We start from the raw sequence: 20,179 nt of genomic DNA, 5'->3' as shown, positions 1-20,179 counted from the left end.
AAGTAATGACAGTAATTCGCAAGCAAGATGTGATCAGCAGTGTTGCTGACGCACTTCAATACATTTCTTACTATCACCCGCTTGATTTCGTTCAAGCGCTTGAGAAAGCCCATCAACGTGAAGCTAGCCAAGCAGCGAAAGACGCTATTGCGCAGATTCTGATTAACTCTCGTATGTCCGCTGAAGGGCACCGACCAATCTGCCAAGATACCGGAATAGTGACCTGTTTCGTTAATGTCGGCATGGCCGTGCAATGGGATGACACTGACATGACCATTCAGCAAATGATCGATGAAGGTGTGCGTCAAGCCTATACCAACCCTGATAACCCGTTACGCGCTTCAGTGCTCATGGACCCAGCAGGTAAACGTGCAAACACCAAAGATAATACGCCAGCGGTAGTGCACATCAACATGGTGCCGGGCGATAAAGTTGAGATTCAAATCGCGGCAAAAGGCGGCGGTAGTGAAAACAAAACCAAGATGGTGATGTTAAACCCTTCTGATGATATTGCTGAATGGGTCGAGAAAACCGTACCTCTGATGGGTGCAGGTTGGTGTCCACCGGGCATGCTAGGTATCGGTATTGGTGGTACGGCTGAAAAAGCAGCGGTGCTGGCAAAAGAATCTTTGATGGAACACATCGATATCCATGAGTTAATCGAGCGTGGTCCACAAAATGCGGAAGAAGAGCTGCGTTTAGACATCTTCAATCGCGTAAACAAGTTGGGTATTGGTGCGCAAGGCCTTGGCGGCTTGACTACCGTTGTCGATGTTAAAATTAAATCAGCGCCAACTCATGCGGCGTCTAAGCCAGTGTGTATGATTCCAAACTGTGCGGCGACTCGTCACGTGCACTTCACCCTTGATGGCAGCGGCCCTGCTGAGCTGACACCACCTAAATTGGAAGATTGGCCAGATATTACTTGGGAAGCGGGCGAAAGCACTCGTCGCGTAAATCTTGATACGGTGACAGCAGAAGAAGCGCAAGAGTGGAAGACAGGTGAAACGCTACTGCTATCAGGCAAGATCTTAACTGGTCGTGATGCAGCGCATAAACGTATTCAAGGCATGCTTGAGTCAGGTGAAGGTTTACCAGAAGGTGTCGATCTTAAAGGTAAGTTTATTTACTACGTTGGCCCTGTCGATGCGGTAGGCGATGAAGTTGTTGGCCCAGCAGGCCCTACAACCTCTACGCGTATGGATAAGTTCACCGATATGATGCTAGAGCAAACAGGCATCATGGGCATGATTGGTAAAGCTGAGCGTGGCCCTGCAACGGTTGAATCGATCAAAAACCATAAAGCGGTTTACTTGATGGCAGTAGGCGGCGCTGCATACCTAGTGGCGAAAGCGATCAAGAAAGCGCGTGTGGTTGCGTTTGAAGATTTAGGTATGGAAGCAATCTACGAATTTGACGTAGAAGATATGCCAGTGACGGTTGCGGTTGACTCTCGTGGTGCAAACGCACACCAAATTGGTCCTGATACTTGGAAAGTAAAGATTCAAGAGATGGAAACCGAGTAACCTGTGACAAGGTATTGAAATATTTACCTCGCGATTGACAAAAGTGCAGCAAAAGCTGCACTTTTTATCTATATACTGATTAGAAAGGTTTTCATTGGGAGGGCGTAATGCCTAAGTTCATTCAAATTCTCCAAATTCTTATCGCTGCAGTGGTTGGCTTTTTTGTCGGCTACGATTTGATTCTGCACGGTATCAGCATTTTCAATCAAAAATATGTCGTTATCAGTTGTTCACTGTTGTTACTTCTAGAGATTGCGCTGTTCGTTATCTACAAGCTAATTGAAGATGATTAAGCGGTTTTCTATCGCTGAATAAACCTCAAAGCCCACAACGAATTGTGGGCTTCTTGTTTTCAGCGCTACTTGATGAGTGTGGCGTCAAAAACCGTCGAGCGATTACGGCCGGTTTGTTTAGAGAGGTACAAGGCTTTATCTGCATGCTCTAACCAAGTTAAATGACTGTTTTGATAAGTCGATATTTCGCATATCCCAAGGCTGACCGTGTATTTTACTGCGCACCCTTCATATTCAACGACTGATTTCTCAATCCGTTTACGCAGCCTCTCCGCAAAATAGAGCGCTTGGTTGGCACAAGTGCCGGGTAAAATAACCGTGTATTCCTCACCGCCATAACGGCCACTGATGTCTGAGGCTCTAGAGGCCTTTTTAAGCTCTTTCGCCGCTTGACGTATTACTTCATCGCCAACGGTATGACCGTAGTTATCGTTAATCTTTTTAAAGTGGTCGATGTCAAAAATTACCACAGAAGAGACGATACCGGAGACTTGGCATTTCTCGAACTCATGCAATAAACAGCTTTCCCAGTAGCGACGGTTAAACAGCTTAGTTAGGCCGTCAGTGCGGCTTAAGTCCGACAGCTTTTGGTTGGAATTCAGTAAGTGTAGTTTGTTGCGAGCGATGTCGGTAACATCATTGAGAATGATACTAACGTGGGTGACTTCGCCGTTCACCGAGGTCAAAGGTGTAAAATTAATGTTTTGATGCATTAACTCCATACCGTTAGAGAGCGGGCTGAAGTATTTAAACTTAAACAGGTATGGTCTGTCTTCCCAGCAGGAGAAACTGCGGCTTTTCAGTGCGAATACGCTGTCTATTTTACGGCGTAGCCATTTTTCAGGTAAGTCGGAGACGCGTTCAAACAGCGGTTGTCCGATTATTTTGTCTGCGCGAATTCCACTATAAGACTGCATGAAGGAGTTCCACGCGCACACGTTGAACTCACGATCAATTACAATGAGTCCTGCGTCTAACTCGCTTAAGATTTGCATTGCCCAGTGTAGATCGCCGATTTCGTTGGTATTCATATTAGCGTCTCCAAAATAGAGGCAATGGCCTTGAGTGATTCACTGTCCATCAGGAATATGGCATCGCAGGCAATATTCAAATCTTTACTATGGAAGACGAATTCGATGGTGAAGATGTCTTGCTCATAATTGGCTAAGAACTGGTTACTGCTCAGCGAGCCTTGCAGTAACTCTTTTTCTAAAACGATCGGCGGACGAAGTGAAAGGGCAATGTCTAATTGACGACTAAATGAGACCAAAAAGGAGGAAACAACAAGGTTTGATAGGTCTAAAATAATCTCGTTGATAGAGCTTTGTTGATCGTCGACGATTTTGCTGGGTAAATCAGCTAAGCCTTCACCATGAATACACACAAGAGCTTCACCGCTAATGCCATTGCCGACAAAGCGTTGGCTAATTGCCCGATAATCTGAATTGCTGACGATGTCTTGCATGGTCATCCGTAATTCAGACTGATGCAGCGAGGCCACGTTAGGTAAGGGCATTTCGATAAACCGACCAAGTTGTTCAGAGATTAATGCAGCGCTTGTTCCTAGCGCGACATTGCTCATTTCTTGGATATAACCAATAACATCGAGCGATTTTTCGATTTGAGCTTGAGGCCGAGGCATTTGAGCGGAAGGTACGAGGTAATCGTCTAAGATAACCGCCAACTCCATCGGAGCGAAGGGCTTATCTAAAAAGGCTTTCGCGCCTAGGCTCATACAGCGCTGTTTTGCTTCGCTCTGAATGTCGGCGGACACCACAATGATATTGGTGGGGTGGCTGCTCACAGGCAGGGCGGCCAACGTTTCGAATCCATCTAACACGGGCATGGTAAGGTCGAGAAACATTAGGTCGACAGGGTGTGCTTTAAGTAGGTCTAATGCTTCTTGGCCATTTTCTGCTTGATAAATGGTGAGATTTGAAGATAAATCAATATGTTTAATGATTGATTTTCTTGCGATCTTGGAGTCATCACAGACAACGATATTCATTGAATTAACATACTTATAGTCGTTGGTACACAAGCATGCTCGCAATTCCCTGTTGCTCTAGTTAAACGCTGCCCATTAGGTCTTAAGACGCAGGCTTTCTTAATCATCGGAATTTTACGGCATAATGGAAATATGAATGAAGGTGCGGCTAGCTATTCATTTTCGATTAAGGTTACTGAGGATATTATTCATACCAAAGGGCTAAGATGCTTAAATTAGACCGTAATCACTTTAATAATACGAGATATTGAATGAACAGAATTAAACAAGAAGTGAATGATTTCATCCATCGTAGTATGGACTCTCATGTGCGCATTGCGGTGACGGGGCTTTCTCGTGCCGGTAAAACCGCTTTCATTACTTCGCTGGTTAATCAGTTACTTCATACATCAACACACAGTCAGCTACCGCTGCTTGCTGCTGCACGTGATAAGCGCATTATCGGTGCTAAGCGAGAGCCTCAAACAAACATGATGGTACCGCGTTTTGCTTATGACGAAGCGATGGCGCAATTGCATGGCGAAACACCCGCATGGCCACAGCCCACTCGTGATGTTAGTGAAATTCGCTTGGCAGTTAAGTACAAACCGACCAAGAAAACCAAAAAGCTACTGGGCAGCCATTCCACTTTGCACCTCGATATCATCGATTATCCGGGCGAGTGGTTATTGGACTTGCCACTGCTTGATATGGATTTTTCGCAGTGGTGTGAGAGTCAATTTTCAGCCTTAAAAGGGCAACGCGCAGAGTTGGCTAAAGCTTGGCTAGAGCAGCTTGATACACTTGACCTCTCAGCCGAAGCGGACGAAAAACAGCTGCAAACATTGTCTGAGACATACACTGAGTATTTGCATGCGTGTAAGGATGCCGGTTTGCATTGGGTTCAACCGGGCAGATTTGTTTTACCGGGCGAGCTTGCGGGTGCACCGGTGCTGCAGTTTTTTCCATGCCGATTTGATAGTGAGAAAAAACCTCAATCAAACAGCAATTTAGCCTTGTTGAAAGCGCGCTATCAAGAGTATCAGCAGAAAGTGGTGAAAGCGTTTTATAAACATCACTTCTCAACCTTTGATCGACAGATTGTATTAGTAGATTGTTTACAGCCATTAAACGCAGGTCATGACTCGTTTCATGATATGCGAGCGGCGCTAGAGCAGATCATGCATAGCTTCCGCTACGGCCGTTCGGGAATATTAAGCCGTTTGTTTTCGCCCAAGATCGATAAGATTTTGTTTGCTGCCACAAAGGCCGATCATGTCACGCCCGATCAGCACACTAATTTGGTCTCGTTGCTTCAACAAATGGTGCATCCAGCGTGGCAAACCGCGTCTTTTGAGCATATTGATATGAGTTGTATGAGCATGGCATCAATTCAAGCGACTAAACCGGGCTATATCGCGCATGATGGTCAGTCGCAGCCTGCGCTACAGGGTACAACGTTAGATGAGCAAGCGATGACGGTCTTCCCTGGTGAGGTACCAAAAAAGTTACCTCAAGCGGTATATTGGCAACAGAATGGATTTGAATTTACCGCGTTTAGACCACTGCAAAGTGAACGTGATGATCCTTTGCCACATATTCGAATCGATAAAGCGCTCGAGTACTTAATTGGAGACAAACTTAAATGAGTCAGTACAAACAAAAACAGGTCTTCACCCAAGAGTTAGAAAACGAAGAAATGGCTCAACCAGAGCTAACGGCGCAAAAGCAGTTCGAGCAGCAAGACAAGTTTGTTCCGGCGGCAATTGAAGTGGAGCAAGAGCAGCCAGCTGAGCAACAGTTAGAACAGATTATTCGCCCAAGCAAAGGCCGTAAATGGCTAGGTGCAGGGCTACTGACTAGCTTTGCCGGTTTGGTTGCATGGCAAGCGATAGATACAGTGATTACTGCTATTCAGAGTGCTGATTGGCTTGCGCTGGGTTGGGCTGGCTTTGTCTCATTGCTTGCTGGTCTTGGGCTAAGTGCGATGGGTAAAGAGCTATGGAAACTAAAAACGTTACGCCATCACTTTAGTGTTCAAGAGCAGAGCGAAGCTTTATTGATGAGTGACAGCGTTGGTCAGGGTAAAGCGTTTTGTCAGTCGCTCGCCAAGCAGGGCGGCATTAAAGCTGAGTTACCAAGTTACGACCGATGGCTAAACTCGGTCAATGACTCTCACAGCGATGCTGAAGTGCTAGATATGTATGATGCGATGGTGGTTGTTGAACAAGACAAACTTGCTACTAAAATTGTCTCACAACATGCGACTGAATCAGCGGCCTTAGTGGCGATTAGCCCACTAGCAGTGGCTGACATGTTGTTGGTGGCTTGGCGCAATTTCAAAATGATCGATAACTTAGCGCAGGTATATGGCATTGAGCTTGGCTATTGGTCACGTTTAAAACTGTTCAAATCGACCTTGATTAATATGGCCGCTGCTGGAGCAAGCGAACTGGCAATTGATGCGGGTATGGATCTGATGTCGATGGACTTAGCGGGTAAAGTTTCTGCGAGAGCAGGGCAAGGCTTAGGCGTGGGTATTCTAACTGCGCGTTTAGGCTTGAAAGCAATGTCTTTGCTAAGGCCTATGCCTTGGCACAACGACCGCAAGGTCAGACTGTCTGCCATTCGTAAACAAATTGTAGCGAAAGTCGCGGCAATAAGCGTCAAATAGCACGAATGTGAAGCAAGTAATATCGCTTTGCTTGACGGGGATCTAGGCTTAGGGGAAACTACTGTCAACTTTTTCTGACACCTTAATCTTGGAGCATTTCAGTGCGTTTAGAAGTTTTTTGCGAAGATCGACTCGGCCTAACCCGCGAGTTGCTCGATATACTTGCTTCAAAAAGTATTGATTTACGCGGTATTGAAATCGATGTCTCGGGAATCATTTATCTTAACTGCCCAGATATTGATTTCGATACCTTCAGCGAGCTAATGGCCGAAATTCGCCGCATCGCTGGTGTAAAAGACGTGCGTAAAATCCAGTTTATGCCAATGGAAAGGCATAACACTGAACTGCTTTCTTTACTGAACAACCTTCCTGAACCTGTATTGGCGATTGACCTTAAAGGCAACGTCGATATGGCGAACCACGCTGCGCTGAGCCTTTTCAATCGAGAAGAGCAAGACGTGATCTCTTACCAAGTGAGTCAACTGATTCCGAGCTTTAACTTCAGCCAGTGGGCTGAAGGGAATATTACTCGTCAGCGTGAAAATATCGTTATCAATGGCTTAGATTACGTGATGGAAATTATGCCAGTTTACATCACGACTGAATCGAACGAGTCGATTCTAGCCAGTACGGTAATGATTATCCGTTCTACCCAAGAAAAGAGCTTGGCGACTGACTCTCTGCCCGTACACAACAATTTAGGTTTTGAGCACTTTGTTGGCGTGTCTAACCGCCACAAAGCGTTGATTAGCCAAGCGAAAAAGCTGTCAGATTTGGAACAGCCGCTGCTGATTCAAGGTGAGACAGGCACAGGTAAAGAGATGTTGGCCCGTGCGTGTCATAGCCGCTCAAACCGAGCGAGTGCACCTTTCCTCGTGTTGAGCTGTGCTTCTATGCCAGATGACGTCGCAGAGACAGAACTCTTTGGTCATGCTCCAGGCTCATTTAATCACCAAGAAGGCCATAAAGGCATTTTCGAACAAGCTAATGGTGGTACTGTTTTCTTAGATGAAATTGGCGAAATGAGCGCCCATCTACAGATTAAGCTGCTGCGTCTTTTGCAAGATGGTACGTTCCGCCGCGTTGGTGAAGAACACGAAGTTAAAGTGGATGTTCGTGTGATCGCCTCTACGCGTCACAATTTGGCCGATCTTGCTGAGTCAGGTATCTTCCGTGAAGACCTGTTCTATCGTTTGAATGTGCTTACTCTGAATATTCCATCGCTGCGTGACCGTGCGAATGATATTGCGCCGCTACTGGATTTGTTTGTTAGTAAATACATTAGTCAGCTTGGTATTGCTAAGCCTCGCCTCAACGAGGAACTCATTGACCAACTCTCTTCTTACAACTGGCCGGGCAATATGCGTCAGCTGGAAAACATGGTATTGAGAGCTTTAACCGAGCTTGAAAGCGATATTCTAACCATTGACCTGTTCCACTTACCTCAAGTTGAAACGGCGATGGGTAGTGGCGTTAGCTTAAATCTTGATGGTTCACTCGATGAGATCATGAAAGAGTATGAGTCTCAAGTTTTGGAGCGTCTTTATCAAAACTTCCCATCGAGCCGTAAACTGGCTAAGCGTTTGAATGTCTCGCATACTTCAGTAGCCAATAAGCTACGTGAATACGGGATTCGTAAAGTTTGATGTCTAAAGTCAGTACCCCTCAGCAAATGTACGAAGTGGATGGGGATATTATTGTTCGCACCGCTGAGCCAACGGATGCATCGCTGATATGTGCGTACTTCATTGAAAACCGCCGTCACCTGCAACCTTGGGAGCCAAAGCGCGAGCCGGAGTTTTTTAGTCAAGCAGGGTGGACGAAGCGACTGATAAAACTAAGCGAACTGCATAAAATGGGTTTGGGGTTCTATCTTTTGATTATTGATAGAGAATCGGGCGACATGCTTGGCACCATCTCTTTCAGTAACCTTGCTCGTTTTCCGTTTCATGCATGTAATGTTGGGTATTCACTTGCCAAAACAGCCCAAGGGCGAGGTGTTATGACCCGCTCGTTGACTCTGGCGACTCAATACATGTTTAAACAACAAAACATGCATAGAATTATGGCCAGTTACATGCCCCACAATCAAGCTAGTGAAGCGGTTCTAAAGCGTTTGGGTTTCGTTGAAGAAGGCTTTGCGAAAGATTACTTACTTATTAATGGGCAGTGGCAAGACCATAAGTTGACGTCACTGGTCAATCCCAACTGGCAACCTACGAGTTAAACATGGAACGATTAGAAAAACAGCTCAACTTGCTAATGGAATTAGACAAGCTGAAATCGGTTTTGCGCAGAACGCGTGTAAAAAGTGCTGAAAAACGCCTAGAGAACAGCGCAGAGCACAGTTGGCATGTGGCGCTAATGGCTATTCTTATGGAAGAGCATGCTAATGAGCCGGTTGATATTGCGCGCGTAGTTAAGATGCTATTGCTGCATGATATCGTTGAAATTGATGCAGGTGATACGTTTGTGTATGACCAAGTAGCTTCAAAGCAGCAAGAAGAAAAAGAACTCGCGGCCGCGCAGCGTTTATTTGGTTTGTTGCCTGAGTCTCAAGGCGATGAGCTGATGGCGATTTGGTTGGAGTTTGAAACCGCTCAAACCGCGGACGCAAGATTTGCTAAAGCGTTGGATAGAATTATTCCAATGCTACTTAACTATCATAATGACGGTCAAAGCTGGCGCGAGCACCAAGTGACAAAGCAACAAGCGTTGACCGTTAACCAAAAAATAGAACTTGGCTCTACCGTATTATGGGACAAAGCCAAACAAATGATACAAGATGCCAGCGATAAGGGCTGGTTGAAGTCGTAATCGAGGAACTTTGATGTCGTACTTACCTTTGGAACAATACCAAAGAAAATGGATTTTCACTCATCAGTCGATGCCTGTACCAGAGCAAGATCTTGCAGCGATCAAGCCAATGGATCAAGCGAGGGCGGCTCAGCTATGGAAAGAAAATATCAGTGCTCAAAGCCCTGATGCTGATCGTTTAAGCAGCAGTGATTGGCCTAGTAATGACAGCAACTGGCTACAAAGTGTTGATTGGATGGCTGCTTGGGAAGATGACGAGCAAGGTTTACCAGAAGAAGTGTTACAACACTTGGATTGGCAAGATGACGTAACTGTCTATTTTTGCTATGAAAAATACAACGTTATTGAAACCAAGTGGCTAATATTCAAAAAGCATTGGAAAAACTTCTTATTCTACGATGATGGCCCAATTCTAATTGGCCGTCGCCGTAACGAAGCGCTTTGGTTCGATTCCGAAGGACAAGTGAAGTTGGGCAAACGCGATTAAGTGAGTCTCAACTAAGTGATAAAATTGAGCGGCGAGTGGATGAAAATGATCCACTCGCCGTTTTTTTATCCAAAAGATCCAAAACTGGATCTTAATTGTTTTTGTAAATCAATGATATTTTGTGTGATTTTTGTCCCATAACTTAAACTAAAATATGCACGATCTGTCTCATTTGTTATCATATTTTCTTAGATGCTGCATACGGTATGTAAGCGAATTATACGTTTTAATGGATTGTTAGTAGGAAAGTGCTGTGGAATCGTTGTTAGTACAATTAAAGAAAGATTTTTATACGCATATCAGTTCGTTACAGGCGTATACTTTGCCGCAAACTAAACCAACATTGACGGTTTTGACCGATGAAGAGTTGCAAGAGCTTGAGCATGTTTGGGTTGAACTTTCAGTATGGCAACGTCAACAAGCCCACTAATCGCGCTGTAACTTTCTAGAAAATTTTTTGCCGCCCCAGTCTATGAGAATAGGCTGGGGCGGCGTCGTTTTTAAGCAAATATATGAGTTTAGATGCCAATAGACAGAATTTAACTTTAATTGTTATATTATAACAAATGTGATCTAACCATTGAATTCTGTAGTAATAGTCCTCATAGTTAGTCACGAAAGGCGTTTTAGATGAATGCGATAACAAGAAACGAGATTCAAGTGAGTATAAATATGGCGGAAGTACGAGCCAGAGTAGATTTTAAAGTCGGCATCAATAGCAGCATCGACGCGGAAATTCTTTCTTTTAAAGGCCTCAACACAGATAAAGAGCACGTCGCGGTGATCTTCAAACAAGCAGATCAAACCGATGCAGTACCTTTGGTTCGCATGCACTCGGAGTGTTTGACTGGTGACGTTTTCCATTCATCACGTTGTGATTGTGGAGAGCAGTTAGATGAAACCATCAATAAGATGGGTGATGCGGGTGGCATCATTCTCTACTTACGCCAAGAAGGCCGTGGTATTGGTCTATACAACAAAATCGATGCGTACCGTTTACAAAGCCAAGGCATGAACACATACGAAGCCAACAACCATTTAGGCTTCGGTGATGATCTACGTGATTTTACTGAGGCAGCGCAAATGCTGCTTGCTTTGGGGGTCACTAAGATCAGGCTTGTTACAAACAATCCCAAGAAAGTAAGAGAACTGAAAGAACACGGCATTGAGATTACCGAAGTTGTTAATACCCTTGCTCACGTTAAAGAGGGTAACGAAAGTTATCTGCAGGCCAAGAAATCCCACGGCAAGCATCACTTAAAAGTCTAACCGTAGCCTTCTAGCACGATAAAAACCTCATTTTTATGAGGTTTTTTTGTATTCTTCTTGAAAATAAATTGTAAATAAGTATTATCGCTTTCAGAAGGTGCAAATGATAATAATTAGCACTCAAAAAAGAAAGTGACGTATAGCTCAACAAGGACTTTTCAATGAAGGTAAAATCAGTCTTAGCGCGTTCAATCGCGACTTCTCTTGTACTAGCAAGTAGCACAGTATTTGCAGCAGATGTAACGAAGGAGCAGGTAGTAGAACACTATGCTGACCTTGCGCACGCCGTATTCGCTGATGCATTAACTACTGCTAAAACCCTTGATCAATCGATCGAATCTTTCCTAGCAGCACCATCAGCAGCCAACCTTGAACAAGTAAAGCAAGCATGGCTTGATTCACGTGTACCGTACCAACAGTCTGAAGTTTTCCGTTTTGGTAACGTGATCGTTGATGATTGGGAAGGCCAACTTAACGCATGGCCGTTAGATGAAGGTCTTATCGACTACGTAGCAACAGATTACCAATATGAACTAGGTAACGAGGGCGCAACAGCAAACATCGTGGCAAACAAAGAGCTGATGATTGGTTCTACTAAGCTAGATGTTGCGAAAATTACCCCAGAACTGATTGCTGATCTTAATGAAGTTGGTGGCTCTGAAGCAAACGTAGCCTCTGGTTACCACGCGATTGAGTTCCTACTTTGGGGCCAAGACTTAAACGGCACAAATGCAGGTGCCGGTGAGCGTGCTTACACTGACTTCGTGGTAGGTGCTGAGTGTACTAACGGTAACTGTGACCGCCGTGGCGAATACCTGCGTGCAGCAGCGGATCTTCTTATCCAAGACTTAGAGTGGATGGAAAAGCAGTGGTCAGCATCTGAAAAAGGTAACTACCGTCAAGAGTTAGTAAATGGCTCTGCGGAAAATGGCCTACGTAAGATGCTATTTGGCATGGGCTCTCTTTCTCTAGGTGAGCTAGCTGGTGAGCGTATGAAAGTGGCGCTAGAAGCAAACTCAACAGAAGATGAGCACGATTGTTTCTCTGATAACACGCATAACTCTCACTACTACAACGAGCAAGGTATCTACAACATCTACACGGGTACGTACAACAAGGTAGATGGTACTAAGCTTGAAGGCCCAAGCATCTATGATTTAGTTGCGAACAAAGACCAAAAAGCCGCAGACGAGATCCAAAAGCAGTTTGACAACACTCGTGCACAGGTTGGTCAGCTTGTTACCGCAGCGGAGAAAAACAACCAGTACTTTGACCAGCTAATCGCAGCGGGCAATGAACAAGGTAATGCGCTAGTGAACAAGACTATCGTTTCGCTGGTTGCTCAGACTGCTTCTATCGAGCGCGCCGCTGGTGTTATCGGCATTGATAGCCTGAACCCAGACACTGCGGACCACGAATTTTAATTCGATTTCACGTAGTGCTCTAACTGTATCTCGAATCAATAGAGATGGTTAGGTATAGAAAGGGCTCTTATGAGCCCTTTTTTGTTTAAGTTATCCATCGCCCACACATAATCAACAATTACTCATCGGGTGATGATGTTTAAGAGATCACTGGAATGAAGTTGTACATGAATTTCTCTTTCGCCTTAAAAAGGCGCTCATCAATATTACTGACAGCATTACTGACATCTGGGGTATGCTCACTGCCTGTTGTTGCCAATGACGTAAAATCAGGCGGCAATACGTCGGTCAAGAAAGAGGGGGCGAACGCGTTCTCTTTGTCTGCTAGAAACCTACCAATGAGCAAGCAGCTCGACTTTAGTGTTGGCAATAGCTTTTTCCGCAATCCTTGGGTACAAGCTCCGGCGTCAACTGATGCTAGAGATGGCCTAGGCCCTTTATTCAATACCAATGGCTGTCAAAATTGTCATATTAAAGATGGTCGAGGCCATCCTCCGCAAGAAGGCGATTTACACGCCGTTTCCATGCTGGTGCGTTTGAGTGTGCCAGCCATGACGCCTGAGCAAAAGAAAGCATACATAAAAGATGGTGTAATCCCTGAGCCAACGTATGGCGACCAACTACAAGATTTCGCCCTGCAAGATAAAAAGCCGGAAGGCAAAATCAATATTACTTATCGTGATGTACCTGTGACTTTCTCTGATGGCAGCGTAGTGACTTTGCGTAAACCGAATTTAACCATTACTCAGCTTGGCTATGGTGAGATGCACCCAGATACCATGATGTCTGCTCGTGTCGCGCCACCGATGATTGGTCTAGGTTTGTTGGAAAGTATTCCTGAAGAGACACTGCTTGGCTGGGCAGATGAGAATGATGCCGATGGCGACGGTATTTCAGGCAAAGTAAACAAAGTGTGGGATATCGAGAAAAAAGGTTTCTCGATTGGTCGCTTTGGTTGGAAAGCAGGCCAACCGACCTTAATGCAGCAAAATGCCGCGGCATTTAATGGTGATGTAGGCTTAACAAGCAATCTATTCCCTGTTGAGAACTGTACGGATAAACAAAGCATCTGTCAGGATATGCCTCATGGTGGTAAGCCAGAAGTAAGCGATAATATCTTAGATTTTGTAGAGTTTTACTCTCAGCACTTAGCCGTACCCATTCGACGTAATACCAAGCAGCCTCAAGTAATTGCTGGTCAACAACTGTTTAAAAATATCGGCTGTGATAGCTGCCATAAAACCGATGTAAAAACTGGGCATCGTGAAGGCTTACCTGCTATTTCTAACCAGCTTATTCACCCATATACCGATTTGCTGCTACATGATATGGGCGAGGGATTAGCGGATAACCGACCAGAGTATTTGGCTACTGGGCGAGAGTGGAAGACACCGCCGTTATGGGGGCTTGGTTATACTCAAGAAGTCAACGGCCATACCTTCTTCTTGCATGACGGCCGAGCTCGTAACGTAATGGAAGCCGTGCTTTGGCATGGCGGCGAAGCGGAACCTGCCAAGCAGAAAGTACTTAAGCTCAATAAGCAAGAACGTGAAGCTTTGGTGGCTTTCCTAAATTCGTTATAAGGATGAGAGATGAAACTACAATCACTATCTATATTGGCACTGGCCGTGCTTTCTGGTTGCCAAACCACATCTCAAACCGTTGTTGCTGACGACACCTCTCATGTCAGTCGATCTGTTTACTTGGTTGAGTTTAACGCCGCACAAAAGTTTGATGTGCAAGCCAGTCAACTTGAGCAAAGCATGACGGATTTTTGCGAAGGCAATAGCGATGTTCAAACAGTGCAGAGGCATTGGCATTCAACGATGGAGTCGTGGATGGCGTTGCAAGGCCAAGAGCGTGGCCCACAAGCGGCACTTGCACAAAGTTGGAATGTACAATTTTGGCCGGACAAAAAGAATACCACTGGTCGCAAGATGTCTGCATTGATAAAGCAAGATAAGCAGTGGCAAGCTCAAGAGATTGCTAAGCAGAGTGTCACGGTGCAAGGTTTGGGCTCAATTGAGTGGCTGCTTTATGACAAACAATCGGATATCGCAAGCAACCAATCGACTTGCCATACCGCTGTTGCAATCAGTGAGAACTTAGCCAACAACGCACACACCATTGCGAGTAGTTGGCAAGTGAATCCTTGGCTCGAACTGGACCAAAAAGGGTGGGATTCGGAATACATTGCGCTGTTATCGAATCAGCTTGATTACAGCATGAAAAAACTCAGTCGGCCATTAGCGAAGGTGGGTAAACCACGTCCTTACTTTGCAGAGTCTTGGCGTTCAAAAACGTCGATGTCGAACCTCAAAGCGAACATCGCTGCGATGCAGGCTCTGTACCTTGCCAATGGAGAAGGGTTAGATAATCTTCTGCGTACACGAGGCAAGCAACAGTTAGCCGACAGTATTGTTCATCAATTTGAATACACCCTAGAAACTTGGCCAACCGAAGCGAGTCTGTTTGATTTACTTCAGACCAAACAGGGCTATCAAACGGTTTTAGCGCAGTACAACAAACTTGAACAGCTCAATTACCTTATTCATGAAGAAGTGGCGATAGAGCTTGGCGTAGTAATAGGATTTAACGCAACAGATGGTGACTAATCAAACAAGAAGAACGCTGCTTAAAGCAGCGTTATTTGGTTCTGCAACGCCATTTTTACCTTTTGGTTGTGCATCGACAACAGATCAAGCGAGTGAAGCGCTGATTGGCTGTGCGATTAGAGGCCGAGATGCATTTTCTGTGGTGGTCGCTGACCAATATGGTAAGCCGATTAGACAACTACCATTGCCCGATCGTGGGCATGGCATAGCGACAAGTACCAAACACAGACATGCAGTCGCCTTTGCTCGTCGTCCGGGCGAGTTCTTTATGGTGTTTGATTATCACACCGGAGAAATCGTCTCTTTACATAAAGCCCAAGACAAGCGCCACTATTATGGTCATGGTGTCTACTCACTCGATCAGTCATTGCTGTTTGCTACTGAAGGGGAACGAGGTACGAGCAGAGGTATCATCGGTGTTTATGATGTGCAAAAAGGCTACAAGAAGATTGCTGAGTTCACAGGTTTTGGCCTTGGGCCGCATGAGGTGATCATCATGCCTGATAGCACTTTGGCTATTGGTGTTGGTGGTGTGCATACCAATGGTCGTGAGCCGCTAAACTTGAGCGAGATGAAGCCAAGCTTAAGTTACGTTAATCATAATGGTGAGTTGGTTGATCAAGTTTCTCTGCCAGATCACCATTTAAGTATTCGTCATTTGGCGCATGACGGCAGCAAAACAGTGCTTTGTGGCCAGCAGTATCGCGGTGAGCCAGATGAATACCCAGCGCTATTGGCGATGCATACGGCAGGTGGTGAAATGCAATCACTGGAAGCCGAACCTGAGCAGTGGGCAAGGTTTAATCACTATATCGCGAGTATTGCCGCTACATCAGATTGGATACTCGCGACCTCTCCTCGCGGTAGTTGCTATGGTATTTGGTCAAAACAAACTCGCAGGCTGGTGGAATTAGCGCCATTGCCTGACGCATCGGGCGTAGTTGTGCAAGATCAAGCGTTTAGAATTAGCTCAGGGGCAGGTAACGTTGTCACTCAGCCAAAACCACAGTTTAAAACCGAGATTAAGTCAGGTATTCAGTGGGACAATCATTGGTCTTCCATTGGATAATTACATATCTATCAGCTACTTAAGTTTTTCATTAAAGTAAGTGATTGATATTTCATTCTCAATAACAAGTCACACTATTGCTATAAAAATCTGCCATACTCTAGAGAGAGTTTGATGGAAAGTGAAAGTTGAGATGTTACGGAATAACGCAGTACTTTTAGTGCTCATCCTAATGCCCATGCCGTCATGGGCATTGTCGTATTTTGAGCAGATTGGTTGGGTCAATGACCAAAGCCAAGTCCCTTCATTAATGCAATATACCGAAGTGGTTGAAAGCATTTATCAAAACAATGGCGAACATTTAGTTTGGTTCGACCTACAGCAAAGTAGCCAACTAGAGTTTCAGCTTGAAGTGATTCAAGCGGCTAACTTCAGCCCATTGTTCTCCCGTAAGTTGAACCATTTAAGGTATCTGCGCAAAAGCAACCGTTGGTATGAATATGATCTATTAGCGACCGATACCATGTTGGCGTATATGGTTTACGCTGAGCAAGCAAAACACAAAGGCATGGAATGGTTCTTTGAAGCGCAGCTCACGCAACCGTTGCCAGAGGCCAGTGAAGAAACTATCCAAGCTTTACGAGCATCGGTTGAAAGCCAGCAGTTAGGTGCTTTGATTGATGCTTACACGCCAGACGGTGATGGCTACCATGCGCTAATTCAAGCTTATCTGCACTTGGTGAAACTGCACGGAGAACCATTGCCAGTTTACCATCAGCATGAACGCGTGCTCCGCACAGGGGATTTGCTGCCGAATAGAGAGGCGCTACTTACCCGCCTCGCGGTACTCGATATCAATCTAGACAATGTTGACCGTACTGTTGGCTACTACGACGAGACCTTAGAGCCGGCGATTAAGTCATTTCAACGTATGCATGGTTTGAACCCAGACGGTGTGATTGGCCCGAAAACGGTCAAGTGGATAAATCGCTCTATCAAGCAACGTTACACAACGTTAGCGCTGAATGCTGAGCGCGCACGAATGTGGCCAGAGCAACGTGACACCATCATCTTAGTTAATGTGCCAAGGTTTGAAATGACCTATTGGCATGATGGTGAAACTGTTTTCGAATCGAGAGTCGTGGTTGGGCGTGAAGCTCGCAAAACGCCAGTGATGAATACTAATTTAGATTCAATTGTGCTTAATCCTACGTGGAATATCCCATGGAAAATCATGGTGGAGGATATTATTCCAAAAATTAAGCAAGACTCTGCCTATTTGCAACAAAAGAACATCGACATTATCCCTAAGTGGGGGTCGGATGAAGTGATTGATCCGGCTGAAATTGATTGGCAACACCTAAACCCTGAAGCCTTCCCTTATCGAATGCGTCAAATGTCTGGTAACTACAATGCACTTGGCTTGTACAAGTTCAATACGCCGAATCGACGTGCCATCTATTTGCATGACACTCCAAGCAAGTCTCTATTTAACAAAGAGAGCCGAGCCTTTAGCTCTGGCTGTATTCGTGTGAAACACGCCGACAAATTTGCCACCTTGTTAATGGAGAATCAGGGCTTAGATACTGAGCGTATTGCCAAAGCCGAAGGGGAGCCGAATAAAGCCATTCCTTTACGCCGCCGCATCCCTGTGCATATTATCTATCAGACCGCATGGTCAGAAGGTGGTGTTGTTCAATATCGTGACGATGTGTACAGTTTCGACCGCTTATAGCGGCAAGGAAGTGGCAAACATGATCTTGACCAAAATTTTGCATAAAGAATATTTAAGGAAAATTATCAATTAGTTCAATAATTAACCGCTAATGACAAAATTTAGACGCATAGTTAGCACGGTTTATGCATTTGCACTTATCACAAGAGTTATAGTAGTGTCCTCGACGACACAGTGTAGAAACAGATTTGTGAAGGTGTTTTATAGTGCAAGTTACGCGTAGAAATTTTGTTAAGTTGGCAGGAAGTGGTTTAGTTGTCGCAAGTTGTGCTCCAAGCGTGGCATTGGCATCTTATCCTGATCTTTCTCGTTCGCTGGCGTTAAATAATATTCATACTGGTGAAGCGTTAGAGACGCGTTACTACGATGGTCAAGATTACCTAAGAAGCGAACTGTTTCGTCTCGACCATTTGTGTCGCGATTTTAGACGTGAGGAAACGCACCCAATGGATAAGCATCTTTTTGATCAAATCTCTCTTATTCAATCTGAGCTTGGCGTTAATTCTGAAGTGCAAATCATCTCTGGTTACCGCTCTCCGGCAACTAACGAGGCGCTGCGTGCAAAATCAAACGGTGTGGCGAAGAAGAGCTATCACATGTTAGGTCGAGCCATTGATTTCCGTTTAGAAGGTGTATCTCTAAAACGTGTTCGCAATATTGCCCGTGAAATTAGCGCGGGTGGCGTTGGTTACTATCCTCGCAGTAACTTTATCCATATTGATACAGGACCGGTTCGCTACTGGTCTTAATTCTCTCCTTCAAACATTTGATTAACGACGCGGCCAATGCCGCGTCGTTTTTTATGGCCATTCTTGAGCTTGCATCTCTATCGTGTCATAGTTCTGCCAGATTCGACTTTTATATGGAAAGGTTTCGTTATGTCTCTTAAGTACCAAGTGGTGCCAGTCACTTCGTTTTCTCAAAATTGCTCAATTGTATGGTGTGATGAAACCATGAAGGGCATTGTGATTGACCCAGGCGGCGATGAAAAGCAACTTGCGATGTTGATTCAAGAGCTCGGTGTTGAGGTGGAAAGCCTTGTTCTAACTCATGGCCACTTAGACCATGTTGGCGGAACAGAGCCTCTAGCTGCCGCACTTGGAAATAAGCCAATTATCGGCCCGCATAAAGAAGATAACTTTTGGCTGCAAGGGCTAGAAGGTCAAAGCCAAATGTTTGGTTTTCCTCTAACGACTCCGTTTGAGCCGACACAGTGGCTAAATGAAGGGGATAAAGTCACCTTTGGTAATGTCACTATGGATGTTTACCACACACCGGGTCACACACCAGGTCACGTTGTGCTTTACTGTGAAGAAGCCAAACTTGCGTTTGTTGGTGATGTTCTGTTTAACGGCAGCATTGGTCGTACTGACTTCCCTAAAGGTGATTTCAATACACTGATTGATTCAATTAAAACTAAGCTTTGGCCGTTGGGTAATGATGTTCGCTTTGTTCCTGGACATGGCCCTGAGTCGACATTCGGTCGAGAGCGCGCTTCTAATCCGTTTGTGGCTGATGAAATGCCACTTTACTAAATATTTAAAGGCCGCACTCGCGGCCTTTTACTTTTCAGTGTTATCCATAAATCTTATTTATCTGGTTTGATTGGCGGCTAAGTATCGACGGGTCAGGCCGACAAATTCATCTGCTGGTCTATCTAAATCGCTGGTCGAAATAAACACGTCGTAGTCAAAGTAATTGCGTTGGTAGTTCATTCGATTGGCAAGCATGGCTTGTAGTCCAGTGTAAACCTTGCCGTTCTCATCGGTGTAAGGGTGTGAATCAAGCACCACATCTTCAAATTTAGCGACGTTATTTTTCTGTTGAGTGCCGAGGTAGAGCAAGGCTCTTTGGCCGAGTAAAATCTCAGTCGCAACTCGAGGGCAAATGCCATCTAAATAAGGCGAGTAGTCTTTCAGCTTGATACCGATCCATGGCAGTGATTGATACCAACCTTGCTGCTGGTATTGGCAAACGCCAATTTTACTTATGTTGCTCCACTGAACTACCCAACCGCCTTTTGAGAAGTGTTGTTGAAAATGACTAGAAGTGAGGGTGTAACGCACGGTACTTTTAAGTATCAAACAGTAGGCGAAAAACGAAAGCACCAATAACAGAAACAATCCAACTAAAAGTTGGCGAATGTCGTTCGCGAAATAAGCGGTAAGTGCCGAGCACACGGCAATGAAAAATAGCGCCCAGCGATAATGCCTTGCGTGAGAGAATAAGCGATGGTTGATGAGGTGCAGTGTGGGCATAATTTCAGCCTAATCAAATAAACCTATGGTTATATATTCAGTATAGGTAAAAACGATCATAAGCATTATTGATTAAATTCTAGAC

At 45.0% G+C, this 20,179-nt stretch carries 20 protein-coding genes; 17 read left to right on the top strand and 3 right to left on the bottom strand.

From position 1 onward, the window contains the following. Positions 1 to 5: 5 nt before the first annotated feature. Together MU515_RS18385 and MU515_RS18380 are read left to right on the top strand one after the other, a co-directional pair. Positions 6 to 1,526, top strand: a complete 1,521-nt coding sequence (locus MU515_RS18385) for a fumarate hydratase (protein WP_260261853.1) — start codon at positions 6 to 8, stop codon at positions 1,524 to 1,526. A 107-nt stretch (positions 1,527 to 1,633) separates the two neighbouring features. Further along, entirely contained in the window at positions 1,634 to 1,819 is a 186-nt protein-coding gene (locus MU515_RS18380) for a hypothetical protein (RefSeq protein WP_260261852.1), read from the top strand. Positions 1,820 to 1,884: 65 nt separating this feature from the next. On the opposite strand, the gene MU515_RS18375 is transcribed toward MU515_RS18380, so the two are convergent. Together MU515_RS18375 and MU515_RS18370 are read right to left on the bottom strand one after the other, a co-directional pair. Continuing rightward, positions 1,885 to 2,850, bottom strand: coding sequence for a sensor domain-containing diguanylate cyclase (locus MU515_RS18375; protein ID WP_260261851.1), 966 nt, complete (start codon positions 2,848 to 2,850; stop codon positions 1,885 to 1,887). After that, positions 2,847 to 3,827 carry a response regulator gene (locus MU515_RS18370; RefSeq protein WP_260261850.1) on the bottom strand — a complete coding sequence of 327 codons (981 nt, stop codon included), beginning with the start codon at positions 3,825 to 3,827 and terminating at the stop codon, positions 2,847 to 2,849. Before MU515_RS18370 ends, MU515_RS18375 begins: the two co-directional genes overlap by 4 nt. A 251-nt stretch (positions 3,828 to 4,078) precedes the next feature. Here MU515_RS18370 and MU515_RS18365 point away from each other — a divergent pair, with 251 nt between their 5' ends. The 15 genes from MU515_RS18365 (at position 4,079) to MU515_RS18295 (ending at position 19,371) form a co-directional block, all read left to right on the top strand. Next, a complete protein-coding gene (locus MU515_RS18365; protein ID WP_260261849.1) occupies positions 4,079 to 5,455 on the top strand; it encodes a YcjX family GTP-binding protein in 1,377 nt (458 codons plus the stop codon). After that, the gene (locus MU515_RS18360) at positions 5,452 to 6,480 is read left to right on the top strand and encodes a YcjF family protein (RefSeq protein WP_260261848.1); all 1,029 of its coding nucleotides are present in this window, start codon (positions 5,452 to 5,454) and stop codon (positions 6,478 to 6,480) included. Before MU515_RS18365 ends, MU515_RS18360 begins: the two co-directional genes overlap by 4 nt. Before the next feature lie 101 nt (positions 6,481 to 6,581). Then, positions 6,582 to 8,126: a transcriptional regulator TyrR gene (tyrR, locus tag MU515_RS18355; RefSeq protein WP_260261847.1), complete on the top strand. Its 1,545-nt coding sequence runs from the start codon at positions 6,582 to 6,584 to the stop codon at positions 8,124 to 8,126. After that, complete coding sequence (rimJ, locus tag MU515_RS18350; RefSeq protein WP_260261846.1) at positions 8,126 to 8,707, top strand: ribosomal protein S5-alanine N-acetyltransferase; 582 nt, start codon at positions 8,126 to 8,128, stop codon at positions 8,705 to 8,707. The genes tyrR and rimJ overlap by 1 nt, the downstream gene beginning before the upstream one ends. 2 nt (positions 8,708 to 8,709) lie before the next feature. After that, entirely contained in the window at positions 8,710 to 9,297 is a 588-nt protein-coding gene (locus MU515_RS18345; RefSeq protein ID WP_260261845.1) for an HD domain-containing protein, read from the top strand. A gap of 13 nt (positions 9,298 to 9,310) precedes the next feature. Beyond that, positions 9,311 to 9,784 (top strand): DUF2947 domain-containing protein, encoded by a 474-nt coding sequence (locus MU515_RS18340; RefSeq protein ID WP_260261844.1) that lies wholly within the window; start codon positions 9,311 to 9,313, stop codon positions 9,782 to 9,784. Between the two features lie 253 nt (positions 9,785 to 10,037). Continuing rightward, a complete protein-coding gene (locus MU515_RS18335; protein WP_260261843.1) occupies positions 10,038 to 10,214 on the top strand; it encodes a hypothetical protein in 177 nt (58 codons plus the stop codon). Between the two features lie 200 nt (positions 10,215 to 10,414). After that, a complete protein-coding gene (locus tag MU515_RS18330) occupies positions 10,415 to 11,053 on the top strand; it encodes a GTP cyclohydrolase II (RefSeq protein ID WP_279257693.1) in 639 nt (212 codons plus the stop codon). Positions 11,054 to 11,214: 161 nt separating this feature from the next. Then, complete coding sequence (locus MU515_RS18325; RefSeq protein ID WP_260261841.1) at positions 11,215 to 12,477, top strand: imelysin family protein; 1,263 nt, start codon at positions 11,215 to 11,217, stop codon at positions 12,475 to 12,477. A gap of 155 nt (positions 12,478 to 12,632) precedes the next feature. Beyond that, positions 12,633 to 14,060, top strand: a complete 1,428-nt coding sequence (locus tag MU515_RS18320) for a di-heme oxidoreductase family protein (RefSeq protein ID WP_432816160.1) — start codon at positions 12,633 to 12,635, stop codon at positions 14,058 to 14,060. 9 nt (positions 14,061 to 14,069) lie between these two features. Further along, complete coding sequence (locus MU515_RS18315; RefSeq protein ID WP_260261839.1) at positions 14,070 to 15,092, top strand: imelysin family protein; 1,023 nt, start codon at positions 14,070 to 14,072, stop codon at positions 15,090 to 15,092. Beyond that, positions 15,082 to 16,161, top strand: coding sequence for a DUF1513 domain-containing protein (locus MU515_RS18310; protein WP_260261838.1), 1,080 nt, complete (start codon positions 15,082 to 15,084; stop codon positions 16,159 to 16,161). Before MU515_RS18315 ends, MU515_RS18310 begins: the two co-directional genes overlap by 11 nt. A 133-nt stretch (positions 16,162 to 16,294) precedes the next feature. Continuing rightward, entirely contained in the window at positions 16,295 to 17,836 is a 1,542-nt protein-coding gene (locus tag MU515_RS18305; protein WP_260261837.1) for a L,D-transpeptidase family protein, read from the top strand. A gap of 206 nt (positions 17,837 to 18,042) precedes the next feature. Further along, positions 18,043 to 18,585, top strand: coding sequence for a peptidoglycan L,D-endopeptidase MepK (gene mepK / locus MU515_RS18300; protein ID WP_260261836.1), 543 nt, complete (start codon positions 18,043 to 18,045; stop codon positions 18,583 to 18,585). A 129-nt stretch (positions 18,586 to 18,714) separates the two neighbouring features. Continuing rightward, entirely contained in the window at positions 18,715 to 19,371 is a 657-nt protein-coding gene (locus MU515_RS18295) for an MBL fold metallo-hydrolase (protein WP_260261833.1), read from the top strand. Positions 19,372 to 19,428: 57 nt separating this feature from the next. Here the strand turns inward: MU515_RS18295 and MU515_RS18290 are convergent, their stop codons facing one another. Beyond that, positions 19,429 to 20,094 carry a DUF2982 domain-containing protein gene (locus MU515_RS18290; protein WP_260261832.1) on the bottom strand — a complete coding sequence of 222 codons (666 nt, stop codon included), beginning with the start codon at positions 20,092 to 20,094 and terminating at the stop codon, positions 19,429 to 19,431. Between the last annotated feature and the right edge of the window lie 85 nt (positions 20,095 to 20,179).

Source organism: Vibrio intestinalis, assembly GCF_025195085.2.
Taxonomy (GTDB): Bacteria; Pseudomonadota; Gammaproteobacteria; order Enterobacterales; family Vibrionaceae; genus Vibrio; species Vibrio intestinalis.
The sequence above is the reverse complement of the archived record's forward strand: the minus strand, read 5'-3'. Positions and strand labels throughout refer to the sequence as shown.

What these genes read in the sequence shown, in the direction of transcription:
- MU515_RS18310 (WP_260261838.1), top strand. Translation starts at nt 15,082, where the DNA reads ATGGTGACTAATCAAACAAGAAGAACGCTGCTTAAAGCAGCGTTATTT.
- MU515_RS18320 (WP_432816160.1), top strand. Translation starts at nt 12,633, where the DNA reads ATGAAGTTGTACATGAATTTCTCTTTCGCCTTAAAAAGGCGCTCATCA.
- MU515_RS18295 (WP_260261833.1), top strand. Translation starts at nt 18,715, where the DNA reads ATGTCTCTTAAGTACCAAGTGGTGCCAGTCACTTCGTTTTCTCAAAAT.
- MU515_RS18315 (WP_260261839.1), top strand. Translation starts at nt 14,070, where the DNA reads ATGAAACTACAATCACTATCTATATTGGCACTGGCCGTGCTTTCTGGT.
- rimJ (WP_260261846.1), top strand. Translation starts at nt 8,126, where the DNA reads ATGTCTAAAGTCAGTACCCCTCAGCAAATGTACGAAGTGGATGGGGAT.
- MU515_RS18345 (WP_260261845.1), top strand. Translation starts at nt 8,710, where the DNA reads ATGGAACGATTAGAAAAACAGCTCAACTTGCTAATGGAATTAGACAAG.
- MU515_RS18290 (WP_260261832.1), bottom strand. Translation starts at nt 20,094, where the DNA reads ATGCCCACACTGCACCTCATCAACCATCGCTTATTCTCTCACGCAAGG.
- MU515_RS18330 (WP_279257693.1), top strand. Translation starts at nt 10,415, where the DNA reads ATGAATGCGATAACAAGAAACGAGATTCAAGTGAGTATAAATATGGCG.
- MU515_RS18370 (WP_260261850.1), bottom strand. Translation starts at nt 3,827, where the DNA reads ATGAATATCGTTGTCTGTGATGACTCCAAGATCGCAAGAAAATCAATC.
- MU515_RS18360 (WP_260261848.1), top strand. Translation starts at nt 5,452, where the DNA reads ATGAGTCAGTACAAACAAAAACAGGTCTTCACCCAAGAGTTAGAAAAC.
- MU515_RS18380 (WP_260261852.1), top strand. Translation starts at nt 1,634, where the DNA reads ATGCCTAAGTTCATTCAAATTCTCCAAATTCTTATCGCTGCAGTGGTT.
- MU515_RS18365 (WP_260261849.1), top strand. Translation starts at nt 4,079, where the DNA reads ATGAACAGAATTAAACAAGAAGTGAATGATTTCATCCATCGTAGTATG.
- MU515_RS18305 (WP_260261837.1), top strand. Translation starts at nt 16,295, where the DNA reads ATGTTACGGAATAACGCAGTACTTTTAGTGCTCATCCTAATGCCCATG.
- MU515_RS18325 (WP_260261841.1), top strand. Translation starts at nt 11,215, where the DNA reads ATGAAGGTAAAATCAGTCTTAGCGCGTTCAATCGCGACTTCTCTTGTA.
- MU515_RS18385 (WP_260261853.1), top strand. Translation starts at nt 6, where the DNA reads ATGACAGTAATTCGCAAGCAAGATGTGATCAGCAGTGTTGCTGACGCA.
- MU515_RS18340 (WP_260261844.1), top strand. Translation starts at nt 9,311, where the DNA reads ATGTCGTACTTACCTTTGGAACAATACCAAAGAAAATGGATTTTCACT.
- MU515_RS18375 (WP_260261851.1), bottom strand. Translation starts at nt 2,850, where the DNA reads ATGAATACCAACGAAATCGGCGATCTACACTGGGCAATGCAAATCTTA.